Origin of the sequence: Parapedobacter sp., assembly GCF_035556095.1 — a bacterium.
Lineage (GTDB): Bacteria > Bacteroidota > Bacteroidia > Sphingobacteriales > Sphingobacteriaceae > Parapedobacter.
This window is the reverse complement of the sequence record NZ_DATMFT010000022.1, coordinates 91,262-111,812: the sequence shown is the minus strand read 5'-3', so window position 1 is coordinate 111,812 and position 20,551 is coordinate 91,262. Positions and strand designations below refer to the sequence as shown.

General features: G+C 47.4%; 22 protein-coding genes. 20 read left to right on the top strand and 2 right to left on the bottom strand.

The window, feature by feature from the left end:
* Window positions 1-108 precede the first annotated feature (108 nt).
* The 20 genes from VNQ80_RS14360 (at window position 109) to VNQ80_RS14265 (ending at window position 19,955) form a co-directional block, all read left to right on the top strand.
* Window positions 109-3,219, top strand: coding sequence for a TonB-dependent receptor (locus VNQ80_RS14360; RefSeq protein ID WP_325639807.1), 3,111 nt, complete (start codon window positions 109-111; stop codon window positions 3,217-3,219).
* Between the two features lie 10 nt (window positions 3,220-3,229).
* Window positions 3,230-4,969 (top strand): RagB/SusD family nutrient uptake outer membrane protein, encoded by a 1,740-nt coding sequence (locus VNQ80_RS14355; protein WP_325639805.1) that lies wholly within the window; start codon window positions 3,230-3,232, stop codon window positions 4,967-4,969.
* A 37-nt stretch (window positions 4,970-5,006) separates the two neighbouring features.
* A complete protein-coding gene (locus tag VNQ80_RS14350; protein WP_325639803.1) occupies window positions 5,007-6,368 on the top strand; it encodes a hypothetical protein in 1,362 nt (453 codons plus the stop codon).
* 18 nt (window positions 6,369-6,386) lie between these two features.
* The gene (locus VNQ80_RS14345; protein WP_325639801.1) at window positions 6,387-7,460 is read left to right on the top strand and encodes a hypothetical protein; all 1,074 of its coding nucleotides are present in this window, start codon (window positions 6,387-6,389) and stop codon (window positions 7,458-7,460) included.
* Between the two features lie 26 nt (window positions 7,461-7,486).
* The gene (locus VNQ80_RS14340; RefSeq protein ID WP_325639799.1) at window positions 7,487-8,287 is read left to right on the top strand and encodes an SDR family oxidoreductase; all 801 of its coding nucleotides are present in this window, start codon (window positions 7,487-7,489) and stop codon (window positions 8,285-8,287) included.
* On the top strand, window positions 8,272-9,249 hold the full coding sequence (locus tag VNQ80_RS14335) for a hypothetical protein (protein ID WP_325639797.1): 978 nt from the start codon (window positions 8,272-8,274) through the stop codon (window positions 9,247-9,249). The genes VNQ80_RS14340 and VNQ80_RS14335 overlap by 16 nt, the downstream gene beginning before the upstream one ends.
* Window positions 9,250-10,479, top strand: coding sequence for an MFS transporter (locus VNQ80_RS14330; RefSeq protein ID WP_325639795.1), 1,230 nt, complete (start codon window positions 9,250-9,252; stop codon window positions 10,477-10,479).
* Between the two features lie 21 nt (window positions 10,480-10,500).
* Window positions 10,501-11,292, top strand: coding sequence for an HpcH/HpaI aldolase family protein (locus tag VNQ80_RS14325; protein WP_325639793.1), 792 nt, complete (start codon window positions 10,501-10,503; stop codon window positions 11,290-11,292).
* Between the two features lie 72 nt (window positions 11,293-11,364).
* The gene (locus tag VNQ80_RS14320) at window positions 11,365-12,285 is read left to right on the top strand and encodes a Gfo/Idh/MocA family oxidoreductase (RefSeq protein WP_325639791.1); all 921 of its coding nucleotides are present in this window, start codon (window positions 11,365-11,367) and stop codon (window positions 12,283-12,285) included.
* A 1-nt stretch (window position 12,286) separates the two neighbouring features.
* On the top strand, window positions 12,287-13,063 hold the full coding sequence (locus tag VNQ80_RS14315) for an SDR family oxidoreductase (protein WP_325639789.1): 777 nt from the start codon (window positions 12,287-12,289) through the stop codon (window positions 13,061-13,063).
* Window positions 13,064-13,074: 11 nt separating this feature from the next.
* Window positions 13,075-13,647 (top strand): SDR family NAD(P)-dependent oxidoreductase, encoded by a 573-nt coding sequence (locus VNQ80_RS14310; RefSeq protein ID WP_325639787.1) that lies wholly within the window; start codon window positions 13,075-13,077, stop codon window positions 13,645-13,647.
* The gene (locus VNQ80_RS14305; protein ID WP_325639785.1) at window positions 13,568-13,849 is read left to right on the top strand and encodes an SDR family oxidoreductase; all 282 of its coding nucleotides are present in this window, start codon (window positions 13,568-13,570) and stop codon (window positions 13,847-13,849) included. The genes VNQ80_RS14310 and VNQ80_RS14305 overlap by 80 nt, the downstream gene beginning before the upstream one ends.
* Window positions 13,850-13,987: 138 nt before the next feature.
* On the top strand, window positions 13,988-14,590 hold the full coding sequence (locus VNQ80_RS14300) for a YceI family protein (RefSeq protein WP_325639781.1): 603 nt from the start codon (window positions 13,988-13,990) through the stop codon (window positions 14,588-14,590).
* 140 nt (window positions 14,591-14,730) lie between these two features.
* Window positions 14,731-15,720 (top strand): hypothetical protein, encoded by a 990-nt coding sequence (locus tag VNQ80_RS14295; RefSeq protein WP_325639780.1) that lies wholly within the window; start codon window positions 14,731-14,733, stop codon window positions 15,718-15,720.
* A 437-nt stretch (window positions 15,721-16,157) separates the two neighbouring features.
* A complete protein-coding gene (locus VNQ80_RS14290; protein WP_325639779.1) occupies window positions 16,158-16,559 on the top strand; it encodes a hypothetical protein in 402 nt (133 codons plus the stop codon).
* Window positions 16,556-17,215 (top strand): Crp/Fnr family transcriptional regulator, encoded by a 660-nt coding sequence (locus tag VNQ80_RS14285; RefSeq protein WP_325639777.1) that lies wholly within the window; start codon window positions 16,556-16,558, stop codon window positions 17,213-17,215. The genes VNQ80_RS14290 and VNQ80_RS14285 overlap by 4 nt, the downstream gene beginning before the upstream one ends.
* A gap of 22 nt (window positions 17,216-17,237) precedes the next feature.
* Window positions 17,238-17,567: a hypothetical protein gene (locus VNQ80_RS14280; protein WP_325639775.1), complete on the top strand. Its 330-nt coding sequence runs from the start codon at window positions 17,238-17,240 to the stop codon at window positions 17,565-17,567.
* Between the two features lie 518 nt (window positions 17,568-18,085).
* Window positions 18,086-18,469, top strand: coding sequence for a MauE/DoxX family redox-associated membrane protein (locus VNQ80_RS14275; RefSeq protein WP_325639773.1), 384 nt, complete (start codon window positions 18,086-18,088; stop codon window positions 18,467-18,469).
* A gap of 105 nt (window positions 18,470-18,574) precedes the next feature.
* A complete protein-coding gene (locus VNQ80_RS14270; RefSeq protein ID WP_325639771.1) occupies window positions 18,575-18,850 on the top strand; it encodes a hypothetical protein in 276 nt (91 codons plus the stop codon).
* Between the two features lie 79 nt (window positions 18,851-18,929).
* Window positions 18,930-19,955 (top strand): hypothetical protein, encoded by a 1,026-nt coding sequence (locus tag VNQ80_RS14265; RefSeq protein ID WP_325639769.1) that lies wholly within the window; start codon window positions 18,930-18,932, stop codon window positions 19,953-19,955.
* 23 nt (window positions 19,956-19,978) lie between these two features.
* Here the strand turns inward: VNQ80_RS14265 and VNQ80_RS14260 are convergent, their stop codons facing one another.
* Together VNQ80_RS14260 and VNQ80_RS14255 are read right to left on the bottom strand one after the other, a co-directional pair.
* The gene (locus VNQ80_RS14260) at window positions 19,979-20,278 is read right to left on the bottom strand and encodes a type II toxin-antitoxin system RelE/ParE family toxin (RefSeq protein ID WP_325639767.1); all 300 of its coding nucleotides are present in this window, start codon (window positions 20,276-20,278) and stop codon (window positions 19,979-19,981) included.
* On the bottom strand, window positions 20,260-20,496 hold the full coding sequence (locus VNQ80_RS14255) for a hypothetical protein (RefSeq protein ID WP_325639765.1): 237 nt from the start codon (window positions 20,494-20,496) through the stop codon (window positions 20,260-20,262). Before VNQ80_RS14255 ends, VNQ80_RS14260 begins: the two co-directional genes overlap by 19 nt.
* Window positions 20,497-20,551 lie beyond the last annotated feature (55 nt).

The following is a 20,551-nucleotide window of genomic DNA, read 5'->3' as shown; positions in this document are numbered from 1 at the left end:
AAATATTGTATTACTTATGTAAATAAAAGTAGTAGTTTAAGAAGGGGCGCTGTCATATTTTTGACAACATTATTCAACTAACTTATATATGGTATAAAACTAAATGGTATGAAGATTGGATCTGTTAAAAAATCAAGGAAACCTTTTCCTCGAAGTTCAGCTTTTGTTTCACACGTTTCACTTTGCGTTGCGATTTTTTTGTTATCGGTTTCCGCAAATTACGTTTTTGCACAGAACTCAATAAAAGGAATTGTGACTGACACCCATAAGAACGGTATCGAAGGCGTAACGGTTAGTGTAAAAGGTGGAGGTGCGCAAACGTCTACGGACGGACAAGGTTATTACCGGATTACACTATCTGTTGGCGATTCAATTTTGGTGTTTTCTAGCATTGGTATGCGTACAGAAGAGCGTACAGTAGGTAGAGACTCCATTATCGATATACAGCTTTTCGAAGGAGGTCAACAAATGGACGAAGTCGTTATTGTTGGATTCGGCTCGCAAAAGAAGCTAACGGTCACGGGTGCTATTTCATCAATACAAACGAAAGAAATTAAGCAAAGTCCTGCTGCAAACCTGGCCGTCAGTTTGACCGGTAGACTGCCTGGACTTACCGCAATACAAACAACCGGCGAGCCTGGTCGAGACCTCACACAACTTTTCATTCGAGGACAAGGAACCACGAATACTCAGGCTCCAATCGTACTCGTAGATGGAATCGAACGTGATTTGACATATATCGATCCCAATGAGGTCGCGTCAGTAACAATCCTTAAAGACGCGTCCTCTACTGCCTTGTTTGGCGTAAGGGGTGCAAATGGTGTTATCTTGGTGACAACTAGGCGGGGCACTGCTGACGTTCCGGAAATCAATGTCTCAACGGAGACTTCGGTTCAGGGATTCACCCGCTTCGTCAATCCGGTGAATTCTTTTGACTATGCTACGTTAAGGAATCTGGCTCAGCGGAATGACGGTATGGGAGATGCCTTTTCCGCTTATGCATTGCAAATGTATAAAGACGGTTCCGATCCTCTTCGCTACCCAAACACGGATTGGAAGGACATCATGCTTAAAAACCAAGCTATCCAACAACGAGTGAACCTAAACGTATCAGGAGCGACTAAAGCTACTAAGTATTTTGTGAATGCAGGTTACCTCAAGCAGGGAGGGATGTTCAATACAGAGCAGGATTTAAGTTACGATCCCAGTTTTAAATTAGACAGATATAATTTTCGTTCTAATATAGATATTCGGCTAACGGAGTCACTGAATGCTTTTTTGAATGTCGCTGGATACCTGGAGTCACAAAACTCGCCAATGGGTACGCTTACTGCAGGTTCTACGTCTACACCATCAAGTTTGATTATCGCGAAAATGCTTGATTTGAACGCAACAATTCCCGGCCCCATTACTCCTGATGGAGGGGTGTTGACGTCCAGTGTCGAGGAACACCCTGCGTATGGACAATTGAATAGGTCAGGATACATTAAACAAACGAGATCCAATGTTATTGCCACATTTGGCATGGAGCAGGATCTTGGGATGTTACTTGATGGATTGTCGGTGAAGGCAGTGATGTCATTTGATTCCCATACTGGTAATCATTTTTACGCATCCAGGAATTACGAACGTTATATACAGGTAATCGATCCGAATTTAGTAGGTCAAGACGGGCAGGATAGCGTGTACTTCACACGATTTAATGCTGCGGAAAACACTCCTTTGGCTATATCGGGGGTGCGCACTTTCACTTCGCTTTCAAATTTTCAGGGTTACCTGAATTATAGCGATGTCTTTGGTGAGCATAGCCTGTCCGGTCTATTGCTTTATCAGCAACAAAAGAATATCATTAACCATGATTTGCCCTATAATATGCGAGGGTTATCCTCAAGGGTATCGTATGGTTTCAAGAATCGTTATTTTGTTGAATTTAATGGTGGATACAACGGGTCGGAACAATTTGCTAAAGAGCGCCGTTTTGGCTTTTTCCCCGCAATATCCGGTGGCTGGTTATTATCGGATGAACCATTTTTTCCCCAGCAAAGCTTTGTCGATTTATTGAAATTCAGGGCCTCTTGGGGTTTGGTGGGTAACGATCGAATGGGCGGAAGCAGATTTTTGTATTTGGATAATATCACCGTGGGCGGGGGCGGATACAGTAGCAGTCTTGGAAGTGGTCAGCAGGTAAATACAACCTTTTTGCGTAATGAATTACTTCAATGGGAAGTTGCAAAAAAGACCAATATAGCACTAGAATTGGGATTGTTCAAGTCGTTGAATCTGATTTTGGATGTATTTGACGAAAAAAGGAATAATATCCTCATGACACGGGGAACCATTCCGGTTCTCAATGGACTACCCACTACTGTTTTGCCTCCGGTGAATATCGGCGTGATTCATAATCGTGGTTACGAAGTGGAGCTGAATTACAATAAACGATACAATGAACGCTTAAGCTTTTTAGCCAAATTGAATTTTAATCACGCGCAAAATAGGCAGGTGTTTGTTGACGAGCCGATGTTGGATGAAGAATTCGCTTACCGTTATCGGAGAACGGGGTATCGGATAGGACAAGCTTTCGGTTATATCGTTGACCGGTATTTCGAGAGTGAGGACGATGTTCGGGACTCGCCTTCGCAAGTAGTGGGTGGAAGGCCAACCAAACCGGGCGATTTCAAATACAGGGATTTGAATGGTGACAATATAATAAATGATCGAGACATGGCTCCAATTGGAAACTCTTCTGTGCCAGAATATACATTTGGTGCCGCGTTCAATGTCAACTATCGGAATTTTGATGTCAGCGTATTGTTACAAGGTGTTTCCAAAGTGTCGAGATTCTTCTCAGGAAGGGGGGTATTTGCAGGCACTAATTATGTGGCGCGCCATTTGAACAGTTGGACAGAAGAACGGTTCGCCAACGGCGATCCCATTGATTATCCCCGTTTAACCACGCAGGTATCCCCAAATGAAATAGCCAATACGTTTTTCGTAATGGATGCAAGTTTTATTCGCTTGAAAAACGCTGAGATAGGTTATTCATTCAGTACACGCTTGGCCAAGAAGATAGGGGCAAGACGGCTAAGGGTGTATGCAAACGGCCTTAATTTGCTTACATGGGATAAACTTCCCACAAAGGATTTCGATCCGGAACTTTCGGGTGCCTTGACCTATCCGCAAATGTCTGTGATGAACGGCGGTCTTAATGTTATATTTTAATTCTTGAGAAATGAAAAGATTGATCCAACATACGGTTTTATTGTTGTTTGTTTTAGGTTGTAAGAATGACCCTCTTGATATCACACCCGATGGCCGAATCACGCTTGCGGATGTTTTCAGCGATGAAAGGCGTACCGAAGCTTATTTGAATACGGTTTACTCACAAATTCCGTCCTATTTTTACAAATATCATTTCAACGCATTTTTTGCGACTGTCACGGATGAAGCGGAGGATGGAGATGTTGGCAATGAGCCCGGTGTAATGGCGGCGCAATGGATTACCGGCAACCTGACGCCATCCTTCAATCCCTTGGCTTTGGCTGGGCAAGGTAAGGGTACGGATCGTTACCAAACCTGTTGGGCAGGTATTCGGCATGCTAACGTATTTTTGGCCAATATCGGTGATGCACCTGTCCGGGGCGAGTCGTTTCGTACGCGGATGACAGCTGAAGCCAGGTTATTGAGGGCATTTTATTATTTGGAGTTGATAAAATTCTACGGCCCTCTTCCTGTCATTTCAGAGCCGTTTTCCAGTGATTTCGAGTATTCATCCCTGCAGCGTCCTAGCTTCCAGGAAATCACGGATTTCATCGTCGCTGATTGCGACTGGGCTATTGCAAGTTCAGAATTGCCGGTACGGATAACTTTGGAAGCGGAACGGGGGCGATTCACAAAAGCGGTAGCCCATGCCATCAAATCCCAAACGCTGCTACACAATGCGAGCGCATTGTGGAACGGAACCAATGCAACTGAAAAATGGCAAGCGGCGGCAGTGGCCGGTAGGGCAGCAAAAGACTTTCTTGAGGCAAATGGATATACACTTTATCCAGATTATGGGGACTATTTTTTGAGGGCGTCAGACGTCAATACCAACCCGCAGGATAAGGAAACGATTTTTGAAATCCCAGAACGCCCTGCGGCAACATTTGTAATCGTCAATTCAATCCCCTCTATGCCTGGGCAATATAAATCAGGTGCCTGTCCAACGCAAGAGCTTGTAGATAGCTATGGAATGAAGGAAACCGGGGAGTCCCCGATACTGGGGTATGAGGATGACAATCACCTCAATCCTATCATCAACGATGCTTCCGGTTACGATCCCGCAAACCCCTACGTTGGCCGAGATCCAAGGTTTTACCATACGGTATGGTATAATGGCGCGGAATATGATAACATTGCGGGCAGTATCCATATCGTCGAAACTTTCAACGGGGGAAGAGATCAATTGATTAAGACTCCGCCAAACCGAAAGAATACACATACGGGCTATTACTTGAGGAAATTTATGGACCCAAAACTCCAACCTGGTCATGTTCCGACCGCTCAGTTTAAGAAATATCGGTTAGCAGAAATCTACCTGAATTTGGCGGAAGCGCTTAATGAGGTTGAGGGACCCGTTCAGGAGGTTTATGACGCGGTAAACGCCGTTAGGGCTAGGTCAGAGATGCCAGACCTTCCTGCTGGCCTGACAAAGGAGGCTATGCGTGATCGAATTCGAAATGAGCGTCGCGTAGAGTTTGCTTTCGAGGAACATCGATTTTTCGATGTCAGGAGATGGAAAATCTTGGGGCAGACAGATAAATTGATTACAGGGATGGAAATCAGAAAAACCGGAGAATCATTAACTTATCATCGCTTCATTGTCGGGCATCGGTCTGCTTGGGAAGATAAATACCTTTTATTGCCGATTCCACGATCTGACGCGGCGGTAATACCGGATTTCACTGCAAATCAAAACCCCGGGTGGTAAGTTTAAAAGTCGAGACTATCATTAAAATAAAAGTTCTATGTCGATGTTGAAATTAGTTGTAAGTGCGATATGGCTTTTCGCAGGATTTCAAAGCTGTAAAAAGCTATATTTGGATGAATCAAAGGGTATTTCTGTCCTACCTCCTGTATTAGAGAACGACTCGATACGAGTAGGATTGAACCTGGAATTGGGAGGGGCCATAACCTACCTCGCAAGCAAAATTGACAGTCAGAATCTGATCAATAACTACGATTGGGGTAGACAGGTTCAGATGTCCTTTTACAGTCACCCGGTGCCCTACGCGCCCAATGGAAAGCAACCTGAACCAAGATGGGCCAATATCGGTTGGAATCCAATCCAATCAGGGGATTATTTTGGCAATAAATCTGAGCTATTGGAGTATGCCAATGATGGTTCCGAGATTTATATCAAGACTGTGCCTAAGCATTGGCCTTTAGATAATGAACCTTGCAATTGCGAATTTGAGAGTTGGATATCCTTAGACGGGAATAGGGTGAAAGTCAGGGCTCGGTTGAATAATAGCAGGGTAGATACGAATCAATACCCTGGTCGGCACCAAGAACTCCCAGCTGTATACACAAATGCCGCTTTCCACAATATCGTCACTTACACAGGCACCAACCCGTTCGCTTGGGATACTATAGATACTATAGATAATGAAAACATTAGCGGGCCGGTACAATGGAGCTATTGGCAATCGACAGAAAAGTGGGCTGCAACCTTGAATGACGACGGTTGGGGGCTAGGTATTTTGAACAATAAGACCCAGAACTATGTTGGTGGTTTTGCAGGGCAGAAGGGCGTTTCTGGAGGCACCAATGACGCGCCAACCGCATATATAGCGCCGATTAGAACAGAGATTTTGGATAGTGATATAAAATATGATTATGATTACACATTAATTGTGGGTTCTTTGGAACAAATCCGTGGCTATGTGTACGATAATGCCGATCGGCCGACATTACCTGACTATGATTTTATAGACGATAGGGAAGGCTGGTATTACCAAAATGTGAAGGACACCGGTTGGCCAATTGCAGGCCAGTTGGATATTACGCAAACTACGAATAATGCCAATATCGTTGGACCTTCAGAGCATTGGGAGGCGAATTCAAATCATAATTTGTATATTGAAATGGCATTGGAGGGGACCGCTGGAACAATGCAGGCTTACTGGCGTAAACATGGCTCTTCGACTTTCGGGGCAAGTGATCATATTGGATTCAGTGTCATCAATGACGGCGAGTTCCGGACGTATACAGTACCTATTGGAACTGCTTCTGGTTATGCGGGCTATATGTCTGGGATTAAATTCGTCCCTCCGGGTGTGTATATGGTTCCAAACAATCTGAAAATTAGAAAAATTTATATCCAGTAGTAAAGAAAGGGGGAGTAAGTGAGAAAATCAGTTCTTGTTTCTTGGCAGTTTTTTGGCGCTATTTTAGTGTCGATTATATTCGGTTGTTCCAACAGAGGCGTCCTGTCGCAGTCTAGGACGTCAAAAGCCATCACTTCACAGAAAATTTACGAAAGCGAATTGCATAGTGCTTTCACTGATATCACATTTTATAAAGGAAAGTATTATGTGGTCTTTCGCGAGGCTTCAAAGCATGTATTAGGTACGGATGGCCAAATAGTCATATTGATGTCTAAAGATGGTCTCGTGTGGGACAAAGTAGGAATGTTATCGAAAACTGGCGTCGATTTGCGCGATCCGAAACTGTCCATTACGGCTGACGACCGTTTGATGGTTATCATGGGGGGGTCAACTTTCGAGGGTGAAAAAGTTGTAAAGATGCACACCCATGTTTCATTTTTGGATGGTGCAAAAGGGGGATTTAGCTATCCGGAACCGATAGAGCTGGATTCAAGTATACCATATGAACAGTTTTGGGTTTGGCGGGTAACCTGGTATAAAGGTGAAGGTTATGCCATATGCTTTCCTCCCCAACAAGAAGGAATTACCGACCTGTATCTGGTAAAGACAGTAGACGGCGTTTCCTATAGGCGTGTTTCGACGATCCCAGTTTCCAACTTTCCAAACGAAAGCACCATCCGATTCGATAGTAAAGGCGCGATGCATGTACTCATCAGGACAGATTCAGGCGATCGAATGGGGTATTTCGCAAGGAGTGAATTTCCTTACCATGACTGGAACTTTGAAAAACTTGATATTCGCCTAGGGGGGCCTAACTTCCTTTTTTTGCCAAACGGCAGGATTTGTGTGGGTTCTAGGGCATTTGAATGGAAGGATTCCACAAGAACCTCTTTGGCCCGGGTCTATACTTCGCTGTTCACTTTTGACGAGCACCTGAAAGTGGATCGAGAATTTCCGTTACCAAGTAATGGCGATACGAGCTACACAGGGATGCTCGTTGTTGGAAATGAGCTTTGGATTTCTTATTTTTCGCAGCACGAGGGGGGGACAGCGATATATTTGTCCAAAGTCCCGTTGTCTTATTTTGATTAGTTTTTGTTCGATAAAACAAGTGTTAAATGTTTGATGTTAGCGATAAGGTCGGTCAAGGTATTTTCTCGTTGAAGGGCCGAACGATTTGGGTTTTGGGCGGTGCTGGTTATTTGGGAGCTTCAGTCACGATGTTGTTGAATGAGCTTGGGGCCGATGTCGTTTGTATCGATTTAGCGGATAAGGCTAAAGATTTGGTTGCGCAATTCGGCAAGGCGACAGTGAGGCCGGTGGAATTGGATGTGCGCAATCTAGAGAGGGTATCGGAGTTTGTCAATGATGAGGTTGCTCAGCGTGGTATTCCCCACGGTTTAGTTAATTTATCATATGCCAGCACTTCAAAGCGTTTTGAGGATCTTACTCCTGCCGATTTTGACGAGGTCAACCATGGAGGGATTACGGCTACTTTCCACTTTACGAAGTTAACCGGGGAGCTAATGGTTAAAAGGAAGTCGGGAAGTATCGTGTTGTTCTCCAGCATGTATGGGATGGTTGTACCAAATGAAAGCATATATCAGCCTCCAATGAACAAGAATCCCATAGAATATGGAGTTGGCAAGGCTGCAATCGCTCAAATGGCCAAGTATATGGCTGTTCATTGGGCAAAAAACAACGTGCGGTGCAATTGTATAGCGCCTGGACCATTTCCTAATTCAAGTGTTAGGCAAGATTACCCGGAATTCGTTGGTCGGTTAATTGAGAAGATTCCTATGGGACGGGTGGGGGAACCCAAGGAAATAGCAGGGGTTGTGGCGTTTTTGTTGAGTGATGCAGCTTCGTTCATTACTGGACAGACACTGATGGTGGACGGAGGATGGACGTGTTGGTAACCTTGCGGATTTGTATTGCTTTTTGCTTGTTCGCTGTAAATTCGATTTGTTTGGCTAGCAGTATAAGTATTAGGGATCGACATGATTTTTTTGAGAATGCGCTTCAAGATTTACATAGTCTTCTTTTGACCGAGAATTTATGGGTGAAGGTTCACGTTGCTGAGTTTTTGTTGCGGGAAAATCAACTGGTTCAAGAAGTCAGAAACGAATTTTTGAAAGAAAATAGAAAATTCAATACTATGGCCCAATACCGCATTGGTATCTGGCGGGTTTTGGCCCAGGTTGCCCTAACAGAAGAAGAACGAACTGGCTGGGTCAGCAGGATTGTGCGTGCCTATGAAGATGCGGAAGGGCCGGATCGCTTACATGCTATTGAAACCTTGGCCAAGTTGAGACATCCTGTCATAACGGATGTCTTGGACTTATCGCAAACTGTCCAAAGGAGTCTTGATGCGTTTGCGCTGTATAGTCTGTGGAATGCTGTATATCGACAAAATCAACAAGTTGATGAGATCCGGGAGTTCTTATTTGATGTGATCGATAGTTGTTTGGCAGCAGGGGATGAGAAGTTGTTGCCTGTGCTGTCATTCATCGTCCGGAACGTGGGGCCAATTGGGCAAGAACACTGGAAACGTATCCGCGAAATTGCTTTGTCATATAGGGGAGCATATCATATTCAGGCAAGTTTGTTGACGACGGCATGGATCAGTGCATCGCCTGATGTTGATTCATCGGAATTGGTTCCCCTAAAACGTAAATTGCAATCGATTAAAGCTGAAGATGGGGTTTTGATAAACCTACTGCTGGTGCTTTCAGAGCCAACAAACGAAGCAGATTACGAAATGTTGAAGAAGATATATGAAGAGGTTCGAAATAAAGATAGGGTTGAATATGATGCGGATACCCACGCTACCGCTGCATACGCGGTTCTTAAAGCATATGCGCTGATTTCGCATACATAAATGAATAATCGAAAATATTACCCCTGGTTCCTGGTCGCCCTCCTTTGCATCGTCGGTTGCCTGAATTACCTGGACCGTATGGTAATCGTGACCATGCGGAGCAGCATCGTGGGAGAAATACCGATGACCGATGCCCAATTTGGCTTATTGACATCCGTTTTTTTATGGGTTTATGGGTTGATGAGTCCCGTTGCAGGGTTCATTGCGGATCGTTATAGCCGGAGTAGGGTGATTATCGGTAGCCTTTTCGTTTGGTCATTGGTTACCTGGCTTACCTCGCTCGCCACCACGTTCGAACAGTTACTGGCCGCGCGCGCGTTGATGGGGGTCAGCGAAGCGTTCTACATCCCTGCCGCCATGGCGTTGATCATGGATTGGCACACGGGTAAGACACGGTCTACGGCCACGGGTATACATGTGGCCGGTGTTATGGTGGGGCAAAGCCTCGGTTTCATCGGCGGTTGGCTGGCCGAAAGTCACAGCTGGAATTATGCCTTCAGCATATTCGGGATCATCGGGGTTGCGTATGCCGTAATCCTGATTTTCTTCTTGCACGACCGGAAAATTTTGCCCGCTTATGAAATGAATATCAAAAGCGCCGCTCCGGCTGCGCAATCCGACATCCGGCAAGCGTTGGGTAGGCTGTTCGGCAATCCGTCCTTCATCCTGTTATTGGTTGTATGGGGTATTGCCGGGGCCATCAGTTGGATGGTCAGCGGCTGGTTGCCTACCTATTACAAAGAGCGATTCGACCTTTCCCAAACCGATGCAGGCCTATACTCGACTGCGTATTTCTTTCCCGCCATGCTGATCGGGGTCATCGGAGGCGGCGCGTTGGCCGATTGGTGGTCGAGGACGAATCCGCGGGCGCGGATGTGGCTACCCGCTATCGGTTTTTTGATTGCCGTTCCTGCCGTATTCTTCGCCAGCTATACCACGGTGCTATGGGCTACCGTAGCGGGTTTCCTGGTCTATGCCTTGACAAGGCCGTTCATCGATGCCAACATGATGCCCATTTTAGGGATGATCGCCGATAAGCGGTATCTTGCCACAGGATACGGTTTCCTGAATCTTTGCAGTTGCATCATCGGCGGCATTGGTATCTATGCGGCTGGAGCCTTGCGAGACAGTGATGTGGATTTGAGCCTCGTTTTCCAGCTAGCAGCAATGAGTATGGTGATTTGTTCATTGCTACTTTTCAGCTTAAAGCAGAAAACAGGAACGAATTAGTTGACGTATTATTTTTACGATATGAGAAAAAGCAAAATCTTACAACTTTTACGGTCAGGTCAAACGGCCAGCTGCTTCAAGGTGAACCTCAAGGATACACAGTCGGTCGAGATCGCCGCCCAGTCAGGTTTCGATTGCGTCTGGGTCGATCTGGAACACATCGGCCAGGAGTGGTCGGTCATCGCCTCGCACGTGTGGGCCACCAAGGCACACGACGTGGACTTGATGGTCCGCGTGCCGCGCGGATCGTACAGCGATTACGTCAAGCCGCTGGAGCTTGACGCCACCGGTATTTTGGTGCCGCACATCATGGGCGTGGAAGATGCGAAAAAGGTCATCCGTATGACCCGTTTCCATCCCATCGGCCGCAGGCCCATCGATGGCGGCAACGCCGATGGCGCATACACAGCCATGGATTTCAATGAATACCTCCAATCGGCCAACCGCGAACGTTTCATCGCCTTGCAAATCGAAGACCCTGAGCCGTTAGACGAGCTGGAGGAAATCGCCAAATTGGACGGGTTTGACATGCTGTTTTTCGGCCCGGGCGATTTCAGCCAAGGCATCGGCGCGCCGGGACAGTGGGATCACCCGTTGCTTATCGAGACGCGCAAGCGGGTGGCCGAGGTGGCTAATCGGCACGGCAAGTTCGCGGCCACGGTGGGGTCGGCCGCCAATTTGCAGGAACTGTTGGCTATGGGGTACCATTTCGTCAGCGTCGGTGCCGACGTGGTGGGCCTGAAAAACTATTGCCAGGATATCGTGTCGGCATTTGGCAAAACAGGTGAAGCAAATAAATCTTACTTGGAGTAGTAGTTTTAAAATGTTGGTTTTCAGGGTCAGTATCAAATCGAATATCTCTTTCTTCAAAGTAAGTAGCAAAAAATGATCAACATCGGCATAATCGGTATGAGCGAAGGGAATGCCCATCCTTACTCGTGGTCATCGATTATCAATGGGCAGTATGACGGTGCGGAAATCACCCGCGCAGGCTATCCGGCGGTAGCAACCTACCTACAAGCCAACCATGATACCTTGGGTATTCCCGGTGCACGTGTGTCACATGTTTGGTGCCAGGACCGCAGCATAGCTGAAAGCATCGCCCGTTCATCGGGTATCGACCACATCGTGGATGGATTGGCGGAAATGATGGGTCAGGTAGACGCCGTCATTCTCGGGCGGGACGATCCGGAGAGCCATGTGGTCCTGGCCCGGCCCTTCATCGAGGCGGGTATCCCCATTTTTATCGACAAGCCCTTAGCCTATTCGCGCGAAGACCTGAATTGGTTTTCCGAACAAAATAGGAATGGCAAATTCATCATGTCGTGCTCGTCGATGCGTTATGCCAACGAATGCCGTATCGCCAAGCAGGAACTTGCCGCGCTGGTGCCCATCGAGCTCGTCACTGCGGTAGGTAAGAAAGACTGGAAAAAATATGGTATACACCTGCTCGAAGCCGTGTTTGCTGTACTGGATGACCCACGGCCGGCCAGCGTGCAGCACCTTGGCGGGTTGGACCGTGAAATCGTTCATGTCCGGCTGGCGAGCGGCGCCGACATCACCTTGCACCTGTTCAATGCCGTTTCCGGCACGTTCCAGGTCACATTTTTCGGTCAGCAGGGCTGGGAATCGGTAGACATCCGTAATTCGTATTCCATGTTCAGGGACAACCTCGTCGAGTTCATCCGCTCGGTGCAGGAAGGCAGCCCGCGCTTGGATTTCGGGAAAACACATCAACTCATGAACATCATCATCGCAGCGAATGAAAGCCGGCTACAGGGCGGCAATTGCATCGTATTATCCTGATATGAACGTAAAAGAACTATTTAGCCTAAAAGATAAAATCATACTCGTTACCGGCGGTTCGGGTATGTATGGGCAATGTATTGTAGAGGGGTTGGCCGAAGCCGACGCCACCGTAATCACAACATCGCGCGAGCTGGCTCGCGCGGAAAATACTGCAGCCGTTTTCCGTGCCGCCGGGCTCGACGTGCGGGCTATGTCGGTAGATCAGGCCGACCCCGTCTCCGTTGCGCAGCTAGTGAAGGAAATCAAGGCGCAGTTCGGACAGTTGCACGGCTTTATCAATAATGCGGTATCCAGGCCCATGAAAAGCTACGAAGCACCGCTCGAACAATTCGCCTCGTCGATGCAAGACAATGCTACGGGTATGTTCCACCTGCTCCGCGAAATGACCGATCTGATTGTGCAGTCGGGCGGGGGCAGTGTCATTAACATCGCCTCGATGATGGGGATGAAAGGACCTGACCTGACCAATTACGAAGGCACGGATATGGGCAACCCGCCGCCCGATTACTTCTTCCACAACGCGGGGTTGATCAACCTCTCGCGTTATATGGCCAGGATCCACAAAGGCAATAATATCCGTTTCAATTGTATAAGCCCGGGCGGGCTGTTCAACCACCAGCCCGAGCGATTCCTCGAAAACTACTGCAAGAAAGTGCCGATGGGCCGCATGGCCAACCGGGATGACATCAAGGGACTGGTCGTACTACTTGCTTCAGCGGCCGGTGCCTACATCAATGGCGAAAACATCCTGATGGATGGCGGATTGAATGCGTAATTTTACGGGAAATGAACGGGAAAATTGCATTGATTACTGGAGCGGCCAATGGCATCGGATTGGAAATCGCTAAAGCGATGGCGGAAGCCGGCGCAACGGTTTGTCTGGCCGATCTGAACGCCGAACAGGCCGAAAGAGAAGCAGCAGCGATAAATCAAAAGGGCCTTAGTGGTTTGGGTATCGGATGTGATGTTACCGATGAGGCTAAGGTGTCCCAAGTCATTTACTGGTTAGTGGATCGCTTTGGTCGCTTGGATATTTTGGTCAATAACGCCGGCACGCAATATGTTTCCGCAATCGAGGCTTTTCCGTCGGAAAAGTTTGAACTGTTGGTTAAAGTCATGTTGACTGCGCCGTTTTACGCAATCAAGCATGTTTTTCCCATCATGAAGGCGCAAGGATATGGTCGTGTCATCAATATGGCTTCCATCAATGGCTTGGTTGGGTTCGCCGGAAAGGCGGCTTATAACAGCGCCAAGCATGGGGTGATTGGGCTGACGAAGGGTGTCAGCATTGGAAGGCGCTCCCTATGGGATTACGGTCAATGCGGTTTGTCCGGGGTATGTCGATACGCCGTTGGTTAGGAATCAGCTAGGTGATTTGGCGAGACAACGCAACGTGGACATAGCTGATGTGCTGGAAGAAATTATTTATCCGCTGGTTCCGCAGCGAAGGCTGCTTGACGTTGAAGAAATCGCGGATTACGTTGTTTTTTTGGCAAGGGAGAAGGCAAAAGGGGTTACCGGACAGGCAATCGTGATTGACGGCGGTTATACTGTGCAGTAATATGATTCTTTGAAGAATGTGCATACATCAACTGCAAAAAATATTCTATATGGATGGAGGATTGAGCGCTTAGATAAATTAACAGCAATACTTTTTATGCTGTCTCAGAAATATCCAGAAAATAACTATGTTTATCCCATGAAAGGTCACCTTATAACTTCCGTCTGCTCTTTTGCAGTGTTTTTCTTGCTTGTTTCATTTAAACCCCATGAGCTGGCGCAATACAAAGTGGATATAACCCGCTCTGCACTGTCATGGGAAGGTCATAAATTTTTCGGAGGCAAGCACGCAGGAACGATCGAGTTGCTCAATGGAACATTTGAGGTGGCGGATAACAAGCTTACCGGCGGTACCTTTGCCATTGATATGAATAGCATCCGGGTTACCGACCTGACGGGAGAAACCGCCGAAAAGCTAGCTAACCACCTGAAAACCGACGATTTTTTCGATGCTGTCAATTTCCCCCAAGCTACTTTCGTAATAAAGCGAGTGGAATATGCGGACGAACAACGGGCGGCGGTGCTAGGTGAGTTGACGATTAGGGGAATTGCGCAGGAACTAGCCTTTCCAGCTACCATTACCATAACGGACGGTAAGCTTAATGCTTCCGCTTCAAATATCCGCGTAGACCGGACGGTACACGATGCCAAATATGGATCGGTACGATTCTTCCGTGATTTGGGTCGTAAAATTGTATCAGACGAGTTTACGTTAAATTTAGAAATACAGGCGGAGCTATAACGCCCGGGTTACTCTCAAGCGGTCATTACACGACGTACTTGACTATTTTTCGGTAAAATAGTATCGTTTTTCGGAATTTTCTGCATGGGCTACCGCTACCTTCCGAATTACCTTTGCCCAACCGAAAATCTTTTCTGCCCATGCATATCCAGATCCAATACTTTGACCGATGGAGACTGATGATCATCGCTTTGTTCATCGGCACGTTTATGGTACTTTACACCGGGCCGGACGGTTTTGGCGATGCCATCCGCGATTGGGAGTTTTACAAAGCGGCAGGTCCTAGCTGTTTGGTCGCCTACATGGTGTTGAAGCTGGTGTCTGCGAGTTTTAAACAATTAGACGCCTCCCACCCCTGGTATGCAGTGCCTTTTGTGCGGTCTGCGCTACAACTTTACCATGGTGTCATTATCCCATCACTTGTGCTGTTGGGATTCTACACCATCTATTTCATCGAGCGAAATGAACCAACTATCATTCCGGAGTATTACGATATCGATTACCCTTTTGCTATTGCGATGGTCGTCGCGATTAACTTGATTTACTTGAGCTACTTCTTGCAGAAAACCGCTGATGCACGGCGGGCCGTGCAGATCTGGTGGAAAGCACAACGGGCACGTGCGGCCGGCGAAAGCACCGGACAACTGGCCACGTGGCATAGGCCAAAAGAGTTGATGGCCGGGACCACAGCGTTTTTATTGTCCAAGAAATCGGAGGTGCGGCCGGTTCGGAAGAGGGGCCGGCCGGTTCGTGGAATTCTGGCCCACGTAGACAGGGCGAAATTCCAGCAGGAAACCAATTTAGAAATCGCCTGCTATGACAATCGTGGTTTGAAAGAAGCAGTTTGGGAGTACCGCATGGATGGTACGCGCGAGTTCAATATGGCGATATCGATGATGGACCTTTACGAGCTCTTGGATCGTAACCAGTTTTTCGAGTATGACCAGTTTAAGTTGGTAAACCGCGATGCGATTGCCGAGCCGTATAAGAACGGCCATTATTGGTACCTCCCTCTGAAGATGGCTTTTGAGGAGGAAGGGCATTTCCGATCCATTGTATTGAAGGTGACGAAACGACGGCGTAAGGCTTTTGAAGCATGGTGGTTTGGTGAATCCACCGAATCCGATTGAGTGAATCTATCGCTAAGTTTCTTAAAAAAACGCATCCATAGTCGCCTCCTTTTGTACCAAGCTAATGGAATGTGCATTTTCCTTCAACCCGAATGGGGTGATGAATGTGAGGAATAAGGTCTTCTGTGTCTTGGTTTGTTGTCGGAATATAGTGAGTTTCTTTTGGAGTTGTTCGGCATAGGTTTTGGCGAGTTATACAAATCTATATCTCGCCAAAACTCCATAAAAAACATGTGTTTTGGCAAGGTATACGGAATTGTAATTCGCCAAAACTCCGTGAAAACAGGCCGAGTCCACCGAATCCGATTGAGTGGGCAACGCCCAGCCAATCCCTTTAAAACCTTAAAATCATTGTTTTTCCTTGTATAGGACGATACGTTTGCATTGGTGACCGGCGAGAGTCCGGTCGAACTATTCACTAACTAATCACGTACGTCATGGAAAGACAAGCAACACCACAATTCGATTTTACACCCGCAGGGGTAGTGCAGTACAATGACTGGCTGAACGGCTTAGCCCCGACGCAGCGGCAAACTGAAGCAACACTGGCCGCTGATGGATTGGCCGAATTTTTAGAGATCCGGTTTATCCTTACCGAGGATCAGTTGGAGTATGCAGAAAGCCTGCCGCAGGAAACCGCTGACCTTTGGTCGCAGCAGATCGCCTATGCCATTGCTCATCAACAGCCGCTTGAACTCATCAAACCCGGGTTGTCCATCCGCGCGAGCACGAAGTATATCCGGTCAGAATCCAGCACATCGGCTGGTGACCGGCCAAAGACCTGTGGAGGGAATGACTACCTGCGCTTTACGATCAGCGAGTATCCCGATGCGCCATGAAAACCGTAGCTGCGTCTTCTTTTCCGCAAACTGCGGTATCGGAAGCTGATGTGGAACGGGTTGTAGCTGTTTTGCATAGCCTATGCAGGCGTCTACACAAGCCACTTCCTGCCGCTTTTTTCGAAGCGTTGAGCTATTCGCTGCGTCGGCAAGAGTTGCCCAAAGCCACTGTTTTGGTGGCTGCGGGCAGCTTTCCCGACCGTGTTTATTTTCTCACTGGGGGCAGTGCGGTGGCGTATGACGGGGATCGGGGCGATGGGGTGCTGTGGATACGCCGTACCGGCGATTTCATTTTGCCCGATTCGCTGCCTAACCGAGAAAAAAGCCATTACACAGCCATCATGGAACAGGAGGGAACGGTGCTGTCAATCAGTGCCGAAGCCTATTGGCATTGTTGTGAGGCCTATCCGGACACGTGGCGGCTTACTGTTCTATGGCTGCTGGCCATGCGTAAACGCGAATACGAACGGCTTACCGCTATCCGCTCCGCGGCATCTGTCGCTGAACGCATCTGCTGGCTCCTGCAGCAGTGGGACGACGCGCTGGCCGTATTTCCAGATGCCATACTGGCGAGTTACCTAGAAACGACACGCGAATGGCTGAACAAACAGAAAGATGCCGGTCTCGGGTTGTACCGAGCAACCAGGCATCGCTAATTGCTAACTAAATCATACCGTAATGAAAAACATGTATATACTTTGGGAGGAGATTCTCCGTGAAAGCAAACGAACGAATGAACTTTTGGAAGTGCGGCTGCCTAAGCCAGTAGAAGAAGTGAAGATTATGCCAAAATTCATCGATACGACATATGCTTGCAGCGAACTGCACATCGGCCGGACCACCTTCTATGCCTGGGTGCGCGGTCGACTGCTGCACCCGGCCGATCGCCAGGGAAATAGCGATTACTACGATGCGGAACAAGTGCGTAATCTATACCAGCGGCATCGGGAGGAACGGGTGCCGTACCGATATATGCAACCCGAGGAATACGTTGCTGATGCGGCGTAAAGGGAGCTATTGATGGCCGCTTGTCGTTAAACGCATAGCGGCTGACTGGACAAACCGGTCTATGCTCGGATACCTTCGACCAACGACGAACCTGCTGCGGTTAATGCGCCTTAATTTTGGATGTACATATTGAATGCTTTGGTTAACCACTAGCAATTTTCGGTTGGGAATTGCGGTTTGCTGAGGGTTGTTCTCAACGATCGGTCGCCTGTACCGTATTCCCGACTGGTGATATGCGCTAACCGATCAGTCATGCAAGAAAAGTGATTGCTCCAACATAAATTATCGCTATTGATTTCTCATCACCCGTAGGTCGTGCAATTAACCGATTATCATGGCGTCATTCCCAGTCTCCCGTTCGCAATTTCCGGTCGTCGATTTTCAGAAAGCGGTCGTTGAAAATGACCGTTTTTTGAAAAGAGTGAAGGACTTCACACCTAATTGAGGTTTTCTGTGAAGCTGTTCGCATAAAACGGGCAGAACCGCAGTCTACCTTTGCTTTATAATCCTAATAGACGATGAAATTACTGACGTTGATAGCCTGTTTTGCTCTTTTTGTTTACTCCGGGGTGGACAAGCTGGCCCACCGGTCGGCATTTGAGATACAGGTAGGCAAGTCGCCCATCCTCACCGGGCATGAAACATTTGTATCGTGGGCAGTACCCATTACGGAGTTGGCTATCGCGGTACTTCTTTTCATACCGTGGACACGGCTTATCGGTTATTACGGGTTCTTCACGTTGATGGTAGGCTTTACGGTTTACATTGGCATGCTGATGAGCGGTGCGGACCATCCACCCTGTGGGTGCAATGCACTGCTCGAATCGCTGTCATTGAAAAATCATGTGTATGTAAACTTGGTATTCATCGGGATGTCGGTGTATGGAGTATTGAACGATTAAATAGACGGGGAGGCCGAAAACCGGAGCAATAGAGTAGGCGCTTACATCATTTAACTTGCTTATCTCATGGAAAGAAAGCAAATAATTGCACTCGTACTGGCCGCAGTGGTGTCAGTAGGAGGCGTGGTGGCCCAGGCGGTTACCCAGAAGTCGTCGGCTGTGAATGAGCCGGTGATTAATTATTTCGACCCAACTGCGGAAGAGGAACCATGTGAGTCCTGCGAAGAGGTGACTTCACAGAGTTGCCAGACGAACGAGACGGACTTTCCATGTCTCTGCAAAGCAACTTCAGGATCAGAAACGGGCAACATGGTACAAGCGCATTTGGACGACAATCAATCTTCTGAATGTACGCCTCTGTATCGATCCATTCAGCCGTAGTAGTAAATGGGTGGTTAACAGAAAGCCAATGGCACCGGGCGGCACTCGTCCGGTGCCATCTTCAAAATTGGAAACTGCTATGAATCGTAATCGAAGAGCAATTGTGTTATTGGTGTGTGTCATGGGTAGTGCAACCATACTCGGTGTGTTGTTTTGCATCAGGCCGCTCCGGCCCAATGAGCAATATCTCGGATTCAGCCGATTTTTCGCTGCCAAACCGGTAGAACTTGTTACACTTCGATTACCCGCTCACGATTTTTATCTGGCTGGTAAAAGCGAAGATAGCCTGTATTTGGGAAATCACCGGAAGGCAATGCACGTCTGGCAAGTCGATCTTGGTTTATTGGATATGACGAGTGTGCCTATCTGGTCGGACAGATTTGCCTATGAGCAGCTCGCCCTTCGTGTGCAGGGTGATTACTTTTACGTGTTAGACGGTGTAAAGCCATTTATACGGTACGGCCGGCGAGGTCAATGGTGGGCTCATGAGCTGATGGATAGTGCCTTTTTTTTGCAGGCAGCGCCAACGTCTGACCGGGGGCTGGTAATGCTGGGTATGGTAAACAGCGAGAATGCACTTGGTAAGTGGCAGGACGGCATGACGAACCCCAAATGGCGTACCGACCTATTGGAGAAGCAGGTGGATGGCTTCTTTTGTACCTACGGCAAATTGCATACTGATGAAGCGAAAAATAGGGTGGTGTATATTTACACGAACCGCAACCAATTTCTCGTGGCCGATACGAACCTCAACGTGCACTACTGGGCTAACACCATCGATACCATCAGCCGGGCGAAAATCAGAGTTGGGCACTTGGACTCACTGACCTCCACCCTCGCGTCGCCGCCCTTGCCGGTGAATGTGCACAGCGCGCTGGACGGCAATCTCCTATATGTACACAGCAACATCATGGCTGCCAATGAAGACCGAAGTGATTTCGAGCAGCATATTGTCATTGATGTGTATGATTTAGATGAGCGCGGCAGTTACCAATACAGCTTCTATATCCCCAAGATATCCATGAAACCATTCAAAGGGTTTCTGGTGAAACGGAAAAAGTTGTTTGCGTTGTTTGGGGATGAGTTGGTGGGATATGGGCTGTAGAGTAAGTAGTGTCTCCTTAAAGTTTATTTTATAACTAAATCATCCGGATTTTGCTTACACGGCCATAATGTGTGGATGACGAGTGATTCATCTATAAATTCATAAAAAAGTATGTAATCATCGACGATTAATCCCCTCACCCCTTCAAGAGTTGTATTGGCTCCGAGTTTAGGATGCTTGAGAAGTAATTTGGTGTTTTTAGTGAAAAGCCTATACAATTTGGTAGCATAAACCGCGTTGCCATTGCGCTGTACATAAAACTCCATTATCTCATAAAGTTTTATGCGGGCCTTATGAGACCATATTATCTTTCCTTTAGCCATTCGGCAATTTCATCGTCTAAATCGGACTGGTCAACAAACATACCTGCAGCGATGCCTTCGCGGGAAGCCTCTATTTCTTGGATTTGAGCCGCAGATAAATCTAACACCTGGCTTTCTGTTTTTGTATCCAAGATGGTTTTTATCGCTTTAAGAAACTGAATGTCGTCAATTTCGGCGATACGGCTAATTAATACATCTTTTAACTCAAGCGTGCTCATATTAGTGAAATTACTGTAAACAAATCTACAGTTAAACAGGAGAAAATGCAAATCG